This is a genomic window from Streptomyces sp. NPDC047081 (assembly GCF_040643775.1).
Classification (GTDB): Bacteria; Actinomycetota; Actinomycetes; order Streptomycetales; family Streptomycetaceae; genus Streptomyces.
In genome coordinates this window covers 329556-346023 of record NZ_JBEYUY010000007.1, presented here as the reverse complement: position 1 = coordinate 346023, position 16468 = coordinate 329556, and the positions used below count along the sequence as shown (strand labels likewise).

The window sequence follows — 16468 nt, the reverse complement described above, 5'->3', positions numbered from 1 at the left end:
AAGCGGGATGTGTCGGGAGGGTTTCCGGCAGGTGACGGGGGTGGCGGACGAGGTTCCTCAGGAGGTGGGGGTCACCTTGGAGTGCTGGGGCACGGTCCACGGCTTGGCGGGGGTCGCGCGGGTCAGGTACTGCGGGACGGGCGCGGCGTCGGTGCCGGTGTCACGGGTCAGGCCGTAGCGGACGATGCCCTTGGCCGGGTTGGGGGCCGTGTTGATGTCCGTGTTGACCTGCTCCCAGGTGTACGGGGTGAGGGAGAGGTTGTAGTCGGCGTACCCCTGGTTCAGCGTCAGGGTGACGGTGCCGTCGAGGTAGAAGTACTCGTTGTTCCACATCTGCTGGGCGCCCGAGGGGAGGGTGACGTAGCCGGCCTTCTTGTTGCCCATCCAGGTGCTGTCGGCGGTCTCGCCGGGGTGGGTGTCGTCCATCCGGCGCCCGCCTCCGGACGCGACGTGGAAGAGCTTGCCCTTCAGACCGGTCCAGCTCGGCATGATCATCTCGCCGGTGCGGTTGAACCAGCCGATCTCGTAGCGGATGGAGAGATAGCCCTTGCCGGTGACGGTGACGTACTGCTGCGGCCAGAACAGCAGGTACCGGCCGCCCAGGGAGCCCTTGAAGGGCTCGGAGTACTTGCCGGTGACGGTGAACGTGCCGTCGGGCCGCTTGGGAAGGGCCGCCGGCTTGGCGTTGACGTCGGGGGCGGCGTCGACGGTGTCGACGGTCTGGCCGTAGACCGGCGACGCCTTGGTCTTCGAGGCGGAGGGGCTCGGCGTCGTCCGCGTGGTGGCCGCCGCGCTGGGCTTCCTGGACGCCGAGATCGACGGTGAGGGTGAGGCGGAGACCGACGAGGAGGCCGACGGCGTGGTGACCACTCCGGCGGCGGCCTTGTCCGCGGTCTGCGCGGTGCCGGGCGACGCGGGGTCCGCGTGACCGGCCACCGCGATCGCACCGGCCGCGCACGCGGTGGCGAGCACCACCGATGCGGCGACCGGCTTCGAGGCCGCCCAACGGGACCGCCTGGCACGCGGCTTGCGCCGTGACGGCCGCGGCGAAGGACCGGGCGACGCCTCGTCGGCTCCCCGGCTCGACCACGCGTGGGCCGTGGCATAGATGCCGACCATCGGCAGCGGTACCAGCGCGATGCCGGCGAGCAGGCTCTCGGCCGGTATCAACTCCCCCTGGCGCGCGGAGCATTCGGCGCACTCGCGCACATGCCGGGCCAGCCGCTTGCGCCACACCGAGGACGGTTGCCCGTCCCAGTCCCGGATCACCGTGTCGAGGCTCCCGCAGCGCGGCGCGGCCCACACCGCGCGGACCACCGTCCGGGCCGTCTCCAGCTGCGCCTTCATCCGCTGCACCCGTACGGCGGCGTACGCGGGGTTCAGCTCCAGCGCGTCCGCCAGTTCACCGCGGGTGATCTGGCCCGCGGCCTCCAGCCACCACAGGGCGAGCAGGTCCCGGTCGGCCTCGTCCAGCCAGCGCGTCGCCTCCGCGGTCTCACGGCGCTGGTCGGACAGGCCCAGCCGCAGGATCGTCAGGTCGACGAAGTCGGCCCCCGGGTCCGCGATTCCCTGCACCTCGTCGATACCCCCGTCACCGACGAGCCGCCCGCGGCGCCCCCTGCTGTCGCGTATCTCGCGCATCGCGATCGCCACCAGCCAGGAGCGGAACGCCGCCGGGTCGCGCAGCCCCGAGATGCCGTTGACCACCTTCAGCATCGTCTCCTGGACCACGTCGTCCACGTCCGCGTGCCCCTGCAGGGCACGGCCGACGATGTTGTAGACCAGCGGCAGATACGAGGCGATCAGCTCGTCGAGCGCTCGCTGATCACCTTGCCTGGCCGCGGCCACCAACCGCAGCCCGTGGTCCTCCACCATGAAGCCTCCGCCCTCGCAGGAATGAACGAACCATCCGAACGTCTAGGAGACCGGGTACAGGACCCACGGATATCACTTCCTCACGCCCGCCGTTGCGCGCATGGTCGGGCCGCCATCAGACCTCCGCCCGCCCACCGAAACCGTACGCGGTGTTCACGACGACCACGCAGGAGGCGCAGGCCGCGGACAGGAACAGCGCGAGGCTCGCCTTCACCGTCACCGCGCCGGCGAGCATCGGCCAGGTGACGTAGCGGAAGACCTGGAACCGGGACGCCCCGTCGATGCGGGCGGCCTCGACGCGTTCCTGCGGCACCGACTGGAGGTTGGCGAGACAGATGAGGGTGGTGTTGCTGCCCAACCCCGCGTCCTGCAGAGCGGAGTTGGCGAAGCCGGAGAGCCGGCAGGTAGGCCGAGCCGAGACCGAGCAGCAGCGTGTTCCGGACGGCGTTCCAGAACCGCCCGCTGGTGAAGATCTCGTCGTAGTTGCCGAGTCCGACGTAGTCGTACGTCGCGCTGATGCCGTCCCAGTTCGTGAAGCTGAGCTGGAGCGACTGGACGGACGGCGCGTTGACCACCACGAGGTAGACGGCCAGGGCGGGAAGGATGAACAGGAACATCGTCCGCCGCCGGCGGTCGAAGCGGTGGGTCCTCCTGGGTGTCGCCGCCGGGGCAACGGCCGTCACGGCCACGCCCGATGGGTTGTCTGCGGGTGGCGCCGGGATGGCCGGCCCGTTCGCCCGCGCCCGGACTTCGGTCACGCCCGCGGCGGGCCGCGGCTGCTGGTCGTTCATGTTTCCTCACCCTGTACCCGGTCAGCCCGCGGAGACGGCGGCGTCCTTCTTGAACTCGGCCTCGGTCTTCTTGATGGCCCCGTCGACCGAGATCTGGCCGTCCTGCATCTCGATGCGGGTCTGCCGGATGAAGGTGTTGAAGCTGCTGCTGCTCCGGGGATCGAGGTGTTGCGCGTGATCTTGGCGGAGTCCTTGATGTTCGGCGCGAGCGCTCCCGTCTTCTCGATCAGGTCGGCGGTGCCGACCGAGAAGTAGTACGTGAGGAACTCGGTCGCGGCGGCGTACTGCGCCTTGTTCTTCTGCGCCTGGGCGGAGATGGACGAGCCCGTGGCGGTCTCGGCGTCCACCGCGCTCTTCAGCACGTTGAGCTTGCCCTGCTCGTCCGGGACGATGAACAGCCCGGCGTTGGACTTCCGTCCGGACCGGAACAGCAGGTAGCGGCGACCCGCATACGGGAACGCGAAAGGCCGTCCTCCCGTGTGCGGGAAGAAGAATCCACGCCGGTATCGCACCCGCACTCACCCCGCGCCCCCAGAGAGTCCGGGAGGCGGAGCAGGCGGGTCACCAGGTCGAGCCAGCCGTCCTCCACCCGCTTGAGCGGGAGCCCCTGCGACCGGGTGAGGTGCGAGATGAGCGCGGGTTCCAGGTAGCCCAGCAGCGCGCGGCCGAGCAGGACGCCATCGCAATCGGGTTCTATCGCACGGAGGTTGGCGACGACCCACTCCTGGTACAGCCGACGGGTCGCGGACCGGTAGCGCTCCTGCGGGGGTGGCTCGGCGGCCAGTTGCAGTTCGTACTCGTCCGCGTAGCGGCGGACGAGGGCGACGCCGAACGCGCGCAGTCGCTCGAGCGCCGTCTCGGCATCGGGCGGCGCGGGCAGCAGGCAGGTGGCCCGAAACCCGTCCTCCGAACGCTGCAACAGCGCTTCCATCAGCCCCTTGCGGTCGCCGAACCGGCGGAACACGGTGCCCTTGCCGACGCCCGCCGCCACAGCGACCGCTTCCATGGTGAGGCGCGCAACGCCCTCCTCCCGCACGATCCGGGCCGCCGCGTCCAGCAGGCGGGCATGGTTGCGTACCGCGTCGGCACGCAGCCGAATACCGTCTCCCGGATGGGCCGGTGACATGGCGGGCTCACTCCCTCGTTCGGCCGCTCGTCCTTTCCTGACACCCTTCGGAGGGGCCGAAAGGTTCACCGGTCACGACTCGCGTCACCCTGGCCGGAGGGAGTGATCAGCCAGGCGACCAGGGTGCGCCAGCGGTCGGGCTGCTCGGTGTCGCGCGGACCGACGAGATACGTCTCCTCCACGAGATCCCGGGCACGCAGGCCGTGTTGGGCGGCGAAGGAGCCGATCGCGGCGTAGGTGAGGTCGAGGTCGTCGTGCGGTCCCCGGTGGGTGGCGACGGCGGCGGTCCGCCGGGACAGCCGCAACTCCCTTACGGTTTCAGGTGCTTGCGCGGGCAGCGGTGTTCCGGCGGGGAGGTAGACCGTGGCGCGGCCGTGGCCCTCGGTGAAGAGCGTGTGCTGGTAGCGGCCGCCCGGCGGGAGCACCGGGCGGCCGACGGCGGCCGCGTCCAGGTCGCGCATCGCGGCGTCGTACCAACTCGGCCCCGCCCCGGGCGGAACGTCGACGGTCACGGCGAACACGCTTTGTGCCGGGAGGACTTCGAGGCTCACGGCTCGCTCGGCCTGCGGGTCGAGGATCTCCCGCAGCGCCTCGACCGCCCGCTGCGTACGGCCGAGTCGGTCTTCGAGCCGACGCAGGTGGGATACGACGATCTGCTGCGCCGCACTGTGCCCCTCCTCGTCCCTGCCGGCGGACCCTGCCTCCAGGAAGCGCCGGAGGTCCGCCAGCGGGAGGTCGAGTTCACGGAACCGCTTGATGGTCAGCGCGGATCGGATCTGCGCGGGCGTGTAGTAGCGGTAGTTCGTGGCGGGGTCGACCTCGGCGGGGACGAGAAGCCCCTGCTCGTGGTACCGGCGCAGGGTGCGGATGCTCAGATGCGTGATCCGGGAGAACTCCCCGATCGTCAGCCGTGCTCCCATGCGGTCCTCCTCACCTTTCAGGCTGTGACGGCTGCGGCGGTAGCGTCGTCGTGTATGCCCTCGTCGTCGAAGAGCGCGCGACGAGACGGCGGTTCACAGCGTGCGGACGGTACCGCCGTCGACGACGTACTCGGCGGCGGTGACCGCGCCGGCCCGGTCCGAGACCAGGAAGCCGATCACCTCGGCCACTTCCTCCGGCTCGGCGGGCCGCCCGAGCGGGATGCCGCCGAGCACCCGTATCAGGTCCTCCAGGGCGGTCTCACGGGAGATGCGGCCCTCGCGCATCCGGCGGGCGAGGAGGTGCTCGGCGCCGTCGGTGCGGATGAAGCCGGGCGCGACCGAGTTGACGCGGACCCCCGCCGGAGCGACCTCGTTGGCAAGTCCCTTGCTGTAGGCGGCCAGTGCGCTCTTCGCCGCAGCGTACGCGAGTGTCGAGTCGTGCAGGGGCATACGGCGCTGGATCGACGTCACGTGCACGACCGCACCCGACCCGCGGGCCACCATCCCGGGGACCAGCTGCCGGTCGAGCCGGACCGCCGGGAAGAGGTTGAACGCCAGTTCCCGCGACCAGAGTTGGTCGTCGAGCGCCGCATGTCCACCGGCCGGGGCGCGGGAACCGCCCACGACATGCACCAGAATGTCCGGTACGCCGACAAGCTCGGCCACCGCGGAGGCCGCGGTCGCGACGCCCGCGGGGATGCTCAGATCGGCCCTCACGAAGAGGGAGCCGGGTCTGTCCGGGGCCGTACGGGCGACGGTGAGCACCCGCGCCCCGGCCTCCCGGAGCCGGTGTGCGGTCGCCAGCCCAAGTCCCTTGCTGCCGCCCGCCACCACGGCGACTCGTCCGTCGAGATCATCGCTGTTCATGCCCCGACCCTGGACCCTCTCCCGGGGAGAGGTTCAAGTCGGCGGTGGCTGAACCGGCGCGTGCGGGTGCCAACGACTGCAGCAGCGGCAGGAGCGAACCGTCCACGATCACCACCCGGTCCGCCGCGTCGCCCGCTGCCTGATCACCCACCGGCAACTCAGCTCAGCGCGCCGGCCGCCGCTCCGGCAGCCCCGGCCGTCACCAGCGGACCGGAAGCTCCTCCAGACCGCCGACCAGAATCCCTGACCGACGCTTCAACTGCTGGGCCGGTACCGCGAGTTCGAGCGTCGGAAGCCTCTTGAGCAGGGTGGCCAGAACGGTCCTCAGTCCGGTGCGGGCGAATTCACGGCCCACGCAGATCTGGGGACCGTATCCGAAGGTGAGATGGGGGTTGGGGGCGCGCCGCAGATCCATCCGGTCCGGGTTCGGGAAGACGGTCCCGTCACGGTTGGCGGCGGCGATCTCGGCCAGGACGGTGCAACCGCGGGTGACCGTGGTGCCGCCGAACTCCATGTCGGCGGAGAGGTATCTCGGCAGTGCGAAGCCGTGGTTGGCATCGAAACGCAGTGCTTCCTCCACCGCGGTGGGTACGAGCCCGGGGTCGGCCAGCAGTTCGCGCCAGCGGTCGCGGTCGGCGAGCAGCATCGCGGTCATCTTGCCGATCATCTGGGAGGTGGTCTCGTGTCCGGCGACGAGCAGACCGATTCCCGCGCTCGCGAGTTCGGGCTCGTTGAAGCGTCCGTCGTCCGCGTCGACGATCGCGGTGAGTTCGCTGATGACGTCGTCGCCGGGGTCGGCGCGCCTGCTCTCGATGTGCGCGATCATGTACTCGTAGAACTCGCCCCCGGCCCGGTCCATCTCGCTCTGCGAGTAGCGAGTGAGGCTGAGCAGGACCGTCGACCACCGCAGGATCTGTTCCTGGTCCCGGTGCGGGATGGCGAGGGCCTCGCAGATCACCCACAGGGGCAGCGGCCTCGCGAGGGCACTGACCAGATCGGCGGGTCCCGGGCGCGCGGTCATGGCGTCGATGAGCTGGTCGGCCTTCGCGGCGATACGGGGGCGCAGTACGTCGAGCCGCCGACCGGTCAGGGCCCGGGTGAGGACGGCACGCCAGCGGGTGTGATCGGATCGGTCGTTGTGGCCGTGGTCGGCCTCCGATATGCCCTCTCCGCCGGGATCGGGGTCGTAGAACAGTCCGCCGTCCTCGGAATCGCCCAGCCGGGCGGTGTCCTCCGCGGCCAGGTTCCGGCGGAATCTGCGGTCGGCGAACAGCTTGCGGACGTCTGCGTAGCGGGTCAGCAGCGCGGTCTCGTCACCGCCGGGGGTGCGTACCCACGTCACGGGGCACTTCTCGCGCAACCCGGCCCACTGGGCGGGCGGTTCGAGGGCGGTGGCGCCCACGAAGGGGTAGTCCTGCGGGTCTTCGTCACCGTGGCCGGCGGCCGAGGTCATGTCGTACTCCTGCCTCTCTGGGCGTGGCGATGTCATCGCTGGTTGGTCGCGCCGACCCCGTTAGGGATGCGCGGCCCAGACCTGGTGCCGAATGACGTTAGATGCCATGGAGTGCCGAAACTGTGCCGATGGCCTGGCCGGTCGAATCGAGGCTTCGGACAGGTAGCGGCGGTCGAGCCGATCGCCGCGCCGCTGCCGTTCTGCCCCTTGCCGGCCGTCAGCGGTCCCGTCCCGGACCCGGATCAGAACAACCCGTCGTCGCGTGTGTAGTTGGCGCTGAGATCGAGCAGCGCGGCGACAGCCGGGCTCGGCGTGCGTCCCGCCCGCACGGCGAAGGACAGCACGAGGACGGGCGCGGCCCCGGACAGCGGCCTGGAGACAACTCCGGCCATGTCCCCGAACTCGTAGCGCGGAATGACGGCCGCACCGTCCACGGCTCGCACATAAGCGACGGCCGTCGCTATGTCAGCGATTTCGACCGATATACGGCGACTGATACCGAGTTCCCCGAAAGCGCGGTCCATCGCGGTACGGGTGCCGAATCCGATCGGCCCTTCGACGAAATTCTCGTGCGCGAGGTCCCGGAGGGTGATGTTTTCCCGCCGGGCCAGCGGATGCCCGGCGGGCAGGAGCACCACATAGGGAACGGTGGCGAAATGCCGTAGATCCAGATCATGGGCCTCGCGGGACCCGAGGGCGACCACGCCGACGTCGAGCCGCCCTCGCCGCACGTCCTCGGCGATGCCGCCGCTGCCACTGCCGGAGACCTGGATCCGGATGTCGACCAGCGGATGGCGCCGCCGGAAGGCCCCCACGAGGCGAGGCAGGTCGAGCGCGGTCATGCGGGTCATGGTGCCGATCCGCAGGCTGCCCTGAAGCCGCTGCGCCGCCGCGCCCGCGACTTCCGCGGCCCGTTCCGCCGCCGCGACGACCGCCTTGGCCTCCGGCAGGAACACCTCTCCCGCCGCGGAGAGGGCCACCGCCCTGGTCGAGCGGTCGAAGAGGGAGACCTGGAGTTCCTCCTCCAGAGCACGGACGGCTGCCGAGACGGTCGACTGGGCCGCGAAGAGCCGGGAGGCGGCGCGGGTGAAACTCAACTCCTCCGCGACGGTGACGAAATATCTCAATTGCCGTAATTCCACCCCTAATTATCGCCAGAATCGATAATACCTGTCAATACATTTCGTTGGACTCGATAGGACGTACGCACCACTGTTGACAGCGGCAGGAGAGCCGGCCGCCACGAAGGCGTCGTCACCGGTCTGCCGCTTCGACCATGTCACGACGAATGGAATTGTCATGATGAATCAGATTCTTGTCGTCGGCGGAACGGCCGGCATCGGCCGCGAACTCGCCGCGACCTACGCGAGCCGCGGGGCCTTCGTGGTCATCGCCGGACGCGACGCCGCGCGGGCGGAGAAGGCGGCCGCGGAGATCACCCCCGCGGAAGGCGGCGGGCAGGTGCGCGGCATCGCGGTCGACCTGTCCCGGCCCGAGGAGATCCAGCAGGCGCTGGCGGACATCGAACGCGTGGATGCGATCGTCCTCGCGGGCATGCGGCGCGACCTGAACACGCTCGCGGACTACGACATCGCGGGGGCAACGGAGTTGGCCGTGTCGAAGCTGGTCGGCTACACGACCGTCGTCCACACTCTGCGGTCGCGCATCTCCCCCACCGGCTCGGTGCTGTTGTTCGGTGGCCTGGCCAAGGACATGCCCTACCCGGGTTCCACCACGGTCACCACGGTGAACGCCGGTGTGATGGGCCTGGTGGCGACCCTGTCGAAGGAGGCCGCCCCCGTCCGCGTCAACGCCATCCATCCCGGTGTCGTCGGCGACAGCCCCTACTGGGCGGGCAACGAACCGGTGTTGGACGCCGCTCGCAAGCGCACGCTGACCGGAGTTCTGCCCACCATGCGGGACATGGTCGACGGCTCCGTGTTCCTGCTGGAGAACCCCTCGGCGAACGGCGTGAACCTCAGCCTCAACGGCGGCCTCGCATGAGCGGCGCCCTGCCCTGTGTGGCCGTGGTGGGCGTCGGTCGTCTCAGCCGCCCCATGGTGGTACGCCTGCGCAGGGCGGGGCACGGCGTGACGGTCAGCAACCGGACCCGCGAGCGGGCCCTGGACGTCGCGGCGGAGACGGGCGCGCAGGTCGTCAACTCCCCCCGAGAGGCCGCTGCTTCGGCCGGCATCGTGATCGTCTCGCTCTCCGACGACCAGGCCGTGCGGGAGGTGTACGAGGCGTCCGACGGCCTCCTCGCCGGCCTGCGCCCGAGAGCCACCGTGCTGGAGACCAGCACGATCTCCCCCGAGACGGTGCTGGCGCTCGTGCCCCAGGTCCAGGAGCGCGGCGCCGTCCTCCTCGACGCCCCGGTGTCGGGCTCGGTGGAACTGGCCACCCGCGGTGAACTCACCGTGCTGGCAGGCGGATCGAAGGAAGCACTCGACCGGGTGCGCCCGGTGATCGACGTACTGGCCACCCGGGTCCTCCACTTCGGTGACTCGGGCAGGGGCAGCGTCATGAAGCTGGCGGTCAACTCCCTTCTTCTGTCGATGGCCACGGGCCTCGCCGAGTCACTGGTGTTGGCCGAGCGCGCCGGCGTCTCCCGGGCGGACGCCTACGACGCGTTCACCCAGAGTGCGGCCTCTTCGCCCTTCATGCTGTACAACCGGACCAACTTCGTACGACCGCAAGAGGCCGCCACCCACATGACGCTGGCGTTGGTGGCCAAGGACCTCGCACTGGTCGACGCGCTGGCGTCCTCCGTGGGCGCGCCGATGGCCCAGATGACGGCGAGCCGAGGGCTCATCGCCCAGGCACTGGCCGCGGGTCTGGGCGAGCAGGACGGTTCGGTGCTGGCCGAGTTCCTGCGGAGCGGTGCGGTGACACCGCCCGGCGTCCCCCGTGCGGCGTCCCGAACGACCCGTCCCCATCACCCCTGAGGAGACAAGGAAGTGGACCCGGACCCGACGCCCACAGCGGAGCGGAACCCGCTTCGCCTCTCGGTCCTCGGGCCTCTACGAGCCTGGTACCAGGACAGAGAGCTGCACCTGGGACCGCCGAAGCAACAGAGCGTGCTGGCCATGCTGCTGGCCCAGGCAGACCACCCGGTACCGGTGCACCAGATCGTCGACGCGTTGTGGGGCGACGACCCGCCGTCGCGTGCGATCAACGTCGTACACCGTCATGTGGGGGCGCTACGACGGCTCCTGGAACCGGAGTTGACGCGGCGGAGCGAGGCGCGGGTACTGGTCAGGGCAGCCGGGGGCTACCGACTGGACCTCAGGGACGCGGAGTTGGACCTGCTCCGGTTCCGCGAGCACCGCGACGCGGGTCTGAAGGCGGCCGAGGACGACCGGCAGGATGCGGCGGCCTTCCATCTCGTCAAGGCGCTCTCCCTGTGGCACGGTCCCGTCGCCGCCGGTCTGGCCCACGAGGTCCGCTCGCACACCGTGTTCGCCGGGATCGACGCGGAGTACTTCCAGGCCGCTCAGGCCGCCGCGGAGGCCGCGCTGGCCACCGGGCGCACCGGGACGGTGCTGCCGCTGCTCAGACCGGCCGCGAACGGCGATCCTCTCAACGAGGCCCTGCAAGCCTGCTTCATCCGGGTCCTGGCCGCGGAGGGGCGGACGGCCCAGGCCGTGGAGCACTACCGACGCGTGCGTTCGCAGCTGATCGAGGAACTGGGCGTCGACCCGGGTCCCGAACTCCGCGCCGCACAAGCCCAGGTGCTGCGCGGTACGGCCCCCGCTGCCCAGGGCACTCGGTCCCGTGCCAAGGCGTCCGCCGCTCCCCCCGGTGACGTCACCCGCGTGCCCGGACCGGCCCAACTGCCCGCGAGACTGCCGGTGTTCACCGGACGGCTGGCCGAGATCGAGCTTCTGGACTCCTTCCTGCCGACGGACACGAGCCCGAGCGTCGGCATCGGCGCGATCGGGGGCGCACCGGGCGTGGGGAAGACCACGCTCGCCCTGCACTGGGCCCATCGCACCGCCCATCGTTTCCCCGACGGCCAGTTGTACATCAACCTGCGGGGCTACGACCCCGAGGGCGACCCCCTCACCCCCTCCGCGGCGGTCCGCTGCTTCCTGGAGTCGCTCGGCGTCCCCGACGAACGGATCCCCTCACTCCTTGACGGCCAAATCGCTTTGTATCGCAGCCTTTTGGCCCGGCGCCGCTGTCTGATCCTTCTCGACAACGCGCGGGACGCCAACCAGGTACGTCCGCTGCTGCCGGGCAATCCGGCCTGTCTCACCCTCATCACCAGCCGCCAGCGGCTGACCGGACTCGCCGTCTCCTCAGGTGCGCGGCTGCTCGACCTGGACGTCCTCACCCTCCCCGAAGCCCTCGAATGCCTGGCGGGGAGACTCGGGACGGCACGGGTGGAACGGGAACGCGAGGCGGCGACCGCCATGGCCGAGCACTGCGGCCGTCTGCCCCTGGCCCTCGCCATCGTCTGCGCCCGCGCGGAGATCCGCCCGGCCGCTCCACTCGCGGAGATCGCGGCGGAGTTGGAGGAGGGAAGCGACGGACTCCACGCCTTCTCGATCAGCGGCGCGAGCGATCCCGTCACCGACACACGGTCGGTCTTCTCGTGGTCGTACCGCGCTCTCAGCGAGCGGGCGGCCGAGGCGTTCCGTCGTTTGTGGCTGGTCCCGTCGCACGAGGTCTCCCTGGAGGCCGCGGCGAGCATGACCGGCCTGCCGGTGCGCGTCATGCGCCGGGTGATGTCCGAACTGCACCGCGCCAGCCTGTGCACCCCGGAGAGGTCCGGCCTCTACAACACCCACTCGATGCTGCGGCTCTTCAGCAGGGAGGCGTCCCGGGCCGAGGACTCCCGGCAGGTCGTCGAGGAGGCCCGGCGGCGGCTCCACGACCACTACTTGCACACGGCGCACCATGCCTCGACCGCCATCAACACCCACCGCGAACAACCCGTGTTGCCGCTCGCCGCGCCGGGCACCCAGGCCATCTCGTTCACGGGCTCCGCGGAGGCGGCCGAATGGCTGCACCACGAGATGCCCAATCTGCAAGCCATCGTCACCCATCACCCGGACCACGGCGCCGGTGCGCAGATCTGGCGGCTCGCGGCCGTTCTCGAACTGTTCCTCGATCGCAGCGGACGGCGCCAGGAGCAGATCGAGACGCAGCGCGCGGCCCTGCTCGCCGCTCAGCGGGTCGGCGACATCGCCGGACAGGCGTGGATGCACCGGTCGCTGGGCTTCGCCCTCGGTCGTTCGGAGCCGGACGACGAGGCCGAGGAGCACCTCCATACAGCGCTGGAGATGTTCTCCGAGATCGGCGACCTGCCCGAAGAGGCGCTGGCCCGGCGTTATTTGGCCTTCCTCGCCAATGTCAGAAAGGCCCACGGGGACGCCCTCGTGCACTACAAGGCGGCAACAGCCCTTTACGAGAGGGTCGGTCACACGGTCGGCACGGCCTCCGTCGCCAACGAGGTCGGCTGGACCCGTATCCTCCTGGGCGACTTCGAGGGTGCGGTCCGGGACTGCCGTCATGCGATCGCCCTCGCCCAGGCAGCCGGCAACCGCAATGTCGAGGCGGCGTCCTGGGACAGCCTGGGCGTCGCCCACCACCGCCTCGGCGACAGCGCCGCATCCCTGCGGGCCCTCGACCGCGCCCTGGCCGCCTACCGCCGGCTGAACGACGTCTACCTGACCGCCGACACACTCGTTCACATCGGCGACGTACACGCGACGGAGTCCAAGGAGGACGCCCGCGCGGCGTGGAGCGAGGCACTCGACATCCTGGGCGCGATCGGGCACCCCGAGAGCGATCTGATCCGCGAGCGGCTCGCGGTGCTCGACTCCTCGTCACCGCATGAATGCTGACGTGGTGCGCTACCGCGACTCCGTCGCAGCGCCGCGCTCACCACGCGAAAGCCGCCCTCCCGCATCCGAGAGAACGGCTTCCGACCTGCAAAAAAGCTGGTCGGGACGACAGGATTTGAACCTGCGACCCCTTGACCCCCAGTCAAGTGCGCTACCAAGCTGCGCCACGTCCCGGTGCCTCTCGCGCGGTGGGCCGCGCGATCGTGCAGGTCAACCTTACCGTACGGGTACGGGGGCTCCCGCAGGGTCCGGGAGCCCCGTCCGTCAGCCGCGGGTGCCGGATGTGATCACTTCCGGCTCGCTTCCGGTCACCGGCGCCGTACCGGCGAGCCGTCCCGCCCGGCCGACCGGCACCAGCAGCGCCGCGAGTGCGGCGGCCAGGCAGAGCACCGCCAGGAGCGTGAAGCCGTGGGTGTAGCCGGAGGCGTACGGCAGGCCCGAGGGCTGGAGCCGGCCGGTGACCAGGACGCTGGTCACGGCGGCGCCTATGGAGCCGCCGATGGTGCGGATGTTGGCGTTCATGCCGGTCGCGGCGCCGGTCTGGGAGGCCGGGACGCTGCCGACGATGAGGTTGGCCATGGAGGCGAAGGCGAGTCCGATGCCGAGGCCGAACACGCCGGTGACCAGGGCGACCTGCCACTGCGCGGAGTGCCAGGCGGCGAGCAGGCCCAGGGCGAGGGCGCCGAGCGCGGCACCCGTGGTCAGCAGGGCCTTGGCGCCCACGACGGGCTCCAGCCGGCCGCTGAGGATGCCCGAGAAGAACATCGTCACCAGCATGGGCAGCATCAGCAGCCCGGAGGCGGTGACGCTGGCGCCGAAGCCGTATCCCGCGGAACTGGGCATCTGGACGAAGCCGGGCAGGAAGGACCAGAGCGCGTACATGCCCGCGCCGAAGAGAAGGGCCACGGTGTTGGTGGTCCACACGGCGGGCAGCCGCATGACGCGCAGGTCGATCAGCGGGGTCCGGGAGCGGGCCTCCGCCAGCAGCCACAGGGCGAACAGGACGACCGCGGCGGCGAACAGGCCGACCGTCCTGGCCGAACCCCAGCCCCACACGCTCGCCTGGCTCAGCGGCAGCAGCAGCGCCACCAGCCAGGCCGACAGCAGGCCGGCACCGAGCCAACTCACGTTGCCCTCGGCCCTGTTGGGCGACTCGGGCACGTAACGGAGGGCGATGAAGACGGTGGCCGCGACGACGCCGACCGGGATCCAGAACAGCCAGCGGTAGTCGAGGGCCGACACGATCGGACCGGCCGCGACGATGCCGACGCCGCCGCCCGCGGCGATCACGGCGGACAGGTTGCTGATGCTGCCCGGGACCCGGGACGGGTCGAACTCGTCCCTGATGATGCCGAAGGAGAGCGGGAACAGCGCGCCGCCGACACCCTGAACGACCCGGGCGACGATCAGTACGCCGATGTTCGGGGCGAGCGCGGCGAGCAGACAGCCGGCCAGTACGACGAGCAGGACGGCGACGAGGGTGCGCTTCTTGCCGACCAGGTCGCCGACGCGGCCGAGGATCGGGGTGAAGACGGAGGCGGACAGCAGATAGGCCGTCATCACCCAGGTCGCGGTGGACTGGGAGGTGTGCAGCGCGTGCTGGACCGTCGGCAGGGCCGGTGCGATCAGCGACTGCAGCATGGCGAACACACCCGCGCCGGTCGCGAGGACGGCGAAGGTGAGACGGGTGGACTTGCGGGGCATGGAAGGCCTCTCCGAACGAACGGGGTGCGGCCGAGGTTCTCGGGCCACGGTCGTACGGGCCCTGAGCGCGGGGGCGTGCACACCCACACTGCTAAAGTGGAGGTACGCCTCCACTGTATCGGAGGCACACCTCCGGTTTCAACCGAGTCCTGTCCGGGAGGCAGCAGTGACGGCCCAGCAGTACCCCGTCCGTGAACTCGTCGTGTCCCGGCGCCCGCACCGCAAGGACGCCGCGCGCAACTACGACGCCCTGCTGGCGGCGGCGCGGGAGGCGTTCGCCGAGCACGGGGCGGAGGCGTCGCTGGAGGACATCGCGAAGCGTGCGGGGGTGGGCATCGGCACGCTGTACCGGAACTTCCCGTCGCGGCGCGAGCTGTTCGAGAGCGTGTACGCGGACGAGGTGAACGAGCTCGTGCGGGTCGCCGAGGAGGTGGCCGAGCGGGAGCCGTGGGAGGCGCTGACCTCGTGGCTGACCCGGTTCACCGACTACATGGTGACCAAGCGGGCCGTCCGGGAGGCGCTGGACGACGAGTCGGAGATCTTCGACGCGTGCCGGGAGTCCATGTACGCCGCGGGGGGTCCGTTGTTCGTGCGGGCCCAGGAGGCCGGGGTGGCTCGGCGGGACATGGACTTCGGGGATCTGCTGCGGATGGTCGCGGGGATCACGGCGACGGTGTTCGTCGACGAGGCTCAGCGGGACCGGGTGCTGGGGATCGCGCTGGACGGGGTGCGGGTGGGCGCGTAGCCGCAAAGCGAAACAGCCCCGTACCCCTGAAGGGGCACGGGGCGTCTCAAGGCTTGGCTAACCGACCGGCTTCGGCAGCGTCACGCCCAGCTTCTCCGCCTGTTCCGTCAGGTCTCGCCAGACCTTCGGGGGTACGGGGATGCCCTGCGCCCCCCGCTGCGACGCCACCGTCGCGCTGCGCTCACCGGGGTAGTAGACACCGTCCGCGTCATCCGCCACCGGGAGGCTCTTGAGCGTGCTCAGCGTGGTGTCGACGTCCTCCGTGAACTCGTCCGCGCCGCCGAACGCCGCCGGGTCCACGGCGATCAGCAGGGCGTTCTGGCGGTGCTTGCGGCCCGCCGGGTCGTCCGAGTGGAAGGACGCGAAGATCGGGGCGCCCACGAGGACGCTGGTGAGGAGTTCGAAGGCCAGGGACATGCCCGAGCCCTTCGCGCCGCCCAGCGGCAGGGGCATGACCGCCTGCTCCGGGTCGGTCGTCGGGGTGCCGTCCTCCGTGGCCGCCGCGCCCTCCGGCAGCGGGGTGCCGCTCGCCTTCGCCTGGCGGATCTTGCCGAGGGCGATGGTGGCAGTGGCCATGTCGAGGAGCAGCGGGGCGTGGTCGCGGGCCGGTACCGCGATCGCGAGGGGGCTGGTGGCGACCGCGGCACCCTTGACGCCGGTGTAGCCCATGTTCGGCATGCCGGCCACGAAGCCGATGCCGACCAGGCCCTGCTCGGCGATCCGGGAGACGTAGTACCCGATCGCGCCGGTGTGCACGGTCCGCCGTACGCCCACGGAGGCGATGCCGGTCTCGCGGGCCCGTCGTACGGCCTCGTCGGCGGCCGCGGTCAGCGCCACCGGGCCGGGCGCGCGGTCCGCGTCGACGACCGCGGCGGCCGGGGTGGTCGACTCGACCTTGATGTCGGCGCCGGCGTTGGCGACACCCTTGGCGAGCAGCTCCAGGTAGGCGGGGACCCGGGCGATGCCGTGCGAGTCGACGCCCCGCAGCGCGGCCCAGACGAACACGTCGGCGGTGGTGGCGGCGTGCTCGGGGCTCAGGCCGCCCTTTTCGAGGAGCGCGGCGGAGAAGGTGCGCAGGTCGTCGGCGGGGACCAGGACCTTCTTGGGGGGTGTGGTGGACATGGGGGTCTCCTGG

The 16468-nt window shown here is 70.8% G+C and carries 13 protein-coding genes and 1 tRNA gene; 4 read left to right on the top strand and 10 right to left on the bottom strand.

Annotated features, from left to right (window positions below; genetic code table 11):
• Positions 1-57 precede the first annotated feature (57 nt).
• From ABZ848_RS16720 to ABZ848_RS16690, 7 genes are all read right to left on the bottom strand, one after another.
• On the bottom strand, positions 58-1875 hold the full coding sequence (locus ABZ848_RS16720) for a sigma-70 family RNA polymerase sigma factor (RefSeq protein WP_360831837.1): 1818 nt from the start codon (positions 1873-1875) through the stop codon (positions 58-60).
• 115 nt (positions 1876-1990) lie between these two features.
• Complete coding sequence (locus ABZ848_RS16715) at positions 1991-2233, bottom strand: ABC transporter permease subunit (protein ID WP_360831834.1); 243 nt, start codon at positions 2231-2233, stop codon at positions 1991-1993.
• A 788-nt stretch (positions 2234-3021) separates the two neighbouring features.
• The gene (locus tag ABZ848_RS16710; RefSeq protein ID WP_360831831.1) at positions 3022-3792 is read right to left on the bottom strand and encodes a TetR/AcrR family transcriptional regulator; all 771 of its coding nucleotides are present in this window, start codon (positions 3790-3792) and stop codon (positions 3022-3024) included.
• A gap of 65 nt (positions 3793-3857) precedes the next feature.
• Entirely contained in the window at positions 3858-4712 is an 855-nt protein-coding gene (locus tag ABZ848_RS16705; RefSeq protein WP_360831828.1) for a MerR family transcriptional regulator, read from the bottom strand.
• Positions 4713-4805: 93 nt separating this feature from the next.
• Positions 4806-5579 carry an SDR family oxidoreductase gene (locus ABZ848_RS16700; RefSeq protein ID WP_360831825.1) on the bottom strand — a complete coding sequence of 258 codons (774 nt, stop codon included), beginning with the start codon at positions 5577-5579 and terminating at the stop codon, positions 4806-4808.
• 199 nt (positions 5580-5778) lie between these two features.
• Positions 5779-7032: a cytochrome P450 gene (locus ABZ848_RS16695; protein WP_360831823.1), complete on the bottom strand. Its 1254-nt coding sequence runs from the start codon at positions 7030-7032 to the stop codon at positions 5779-5781.
• 242 nt (positions 7033-7274) lie between these two features.
• Positions 7275-8159 (bottom strand): LysR family transcriptional regulator, encoded by an 885-nt coding sequence (locus ABZ848_RS16690; protein WP_360831820.1) that lies wholly within the window; start codon positions 8157-8159, stop codon positions 7275-7277.
• Positions 8160-8331: 172 nt separating this feature from the next.
• Here ABZ848_RS16690 and ABZ848_RS16685 point away from each other — a divergent pair, with 172 nt between their 5' ends.
• The 3 genes from ABZ848_RS16685 to ABZ848_RS16675 are packed head-to-tail and all read left to right on the top strand — an operon-like array spanning position 8332 to position 12884.
• Positions 8332-9036, top strand: a complete 705-nt coding sequence (locus ABZ848_RS16685; protein ID WP_360831817.1) for an SDR family NAD(P)-dependent oxidoreductase — start codon at positions 8332-8334, stop codon at positions 9034-9036.
• Positions 9033-9977 (top strand): NAD(P)-dependent oxidoreductase, encoded by a 945-nt coding sequence (locus ABZ848_RS16680; protein WP_360831814.1) that lies wholly within the window; start codon positions 9033-9035, stop codon positions 9975-9977. The genes ABZ848_RS16685 and ABZ848_RS16680 overlap by 4 nt, the downstream gene beginning before the upstream one ends.
• A 12-nt stretch (positions 9978-9989) precedes the next feature.
• The gene (locus ABZ848_RS16675; protein ID WP_360831811.1) at positions 9990-12884 is read left to right on the top strand and encodes a BTAD domain-containing putative transcriptional regulator; all 2895 of its coding nucleotides are present in this window, start codon (positions 9990-9992) and stop codon (positions 12882-12884) included.
• A 97-nt stretch (positions 12885-12981) separates the two neighbouring features.
• Here ABZ848_RS16675 and ABZ848_RS16670 read toward each other — a convergent pair.
• Positions 12982-13058: transfer RNA gene (locus ABZ848_RS16670), tRNA-Pro, on the bottom strand.
• A gap of 90 nt (positions 13059-13148) precedes the next feature.
• Positions 13149-14588 carry an MFS transporter gene (locus tag ABZ848_RS16665; RefSeq protein ID WP_360831808.1) on the bottom strand — a complete coding sequence of 480 codons (1440 nt, stop codon included), beginning with the start codon at positions 14586-14588 and terminating at the stop codon, positions 13149-13151.
• Positions 14589-14754: 166 nt separating this feature from the next.
• Here ABZ848_RS16665 and ABZ848_RS16660 point away from each other — a divergent pair, with 166 nt between their 5' ends.
• Positions 14755-15333 (top strand): helix-turn-helix domain-containing protein, encoded by a 579-nt coding sequence (locus ABZ848_RS16660; protein ID WP_360831805.1) that lies wholly within the window; start codon positions 14755-14757, stop codon positions 15331-15333.
• A gap of 57 nt (positions 15334-15390) precedes the next feature.
• Here the strand turns inward: ABZ848_RS16660 and ABZ848_RS16655 are convergent, their stop codons facing one another.
• Positions 15391-16455 carry an Ldh family oxidoreductase gene (locus tag ABZ848_RS16655; protein WP_360831803.1) on the bottom strand — a complete coding sequence of 355 codons (1065 nt, stop codon included), beginning with the start codon at positions 16453-16455 and terminating at the stop codon, positions 15391-15393.
• Between the last annotated feature and the right edge of the window lie 13 nt (positions 16456-16468).

Bases quoted from the DNA above. Each gene is read 5' to 3' on its own strand.
- ABZ848_RS16710 (WP_360831831.1), bottom strand. From the start codon at position 3,792: ATGTCACCGGCCCATCCGGGAGACGGTATTCGGCTGCGTGCCGACGCG.
- ABZ848_RS16680 (WP_360831814.1), top strand. From the start codon at position 9,033: ATGAGCGGCGCCCTGCCCTGTGTGGCCGTGGTGGGCGTCGGTCGTCTC.
- ABZ848_RS16685 (WP_360831817.1), top strand. From the start codon at position 8,332: ATGATGAATCAGATTCTTGTCGTCGGCGGAACGGCCGGCATCGGCCGC.
- ABZ848_RS16700 (WP_360831825.1), bottom strand. From the start codon at position 5,579: ATGAACAGCGATGATCTCGACGGACGAGTCGCCGTGGTGGCGGGCGGC.
- ABZ848_RS16705 (WP_360831828.1), bottom strand. From the start codon at position 4,712: ATGGGAGCACGGCTGACGATCGGGGAGTTCTCCCGGATCACGCATCTG.
- ABZ848_RS16695 (WP_360831823.1), bottom strand. From the start codon at position 7,032: ATGACCTCGGCCGCCGGCCACGGTGACGAAGACCCGCAGGACTACCCC.
- ABZ848_RS16720 (WP_360831837.1), bottom strand. From the start codon at position 1,875: ATGGTGGAGGACCACGGGCTGCGGTTGGTGGCCGCGGCCAGGCAAGGT.
- ABZ848_RS16655 (WP_360831803.1), bottom strand. From the start codon at position 16,455: ATGTCCACCACACCCCCCAAGAAGGTCCTGGTCCCCGCCGACGACCTG.
- ABZ848_RS16665 (WP_360831808.1), bottom strand. From the start codon at position 14,588: ATGCCCCGCAAGTCCACCCGTCTCACCTTCGCCGTCCTCGCGACCGGC.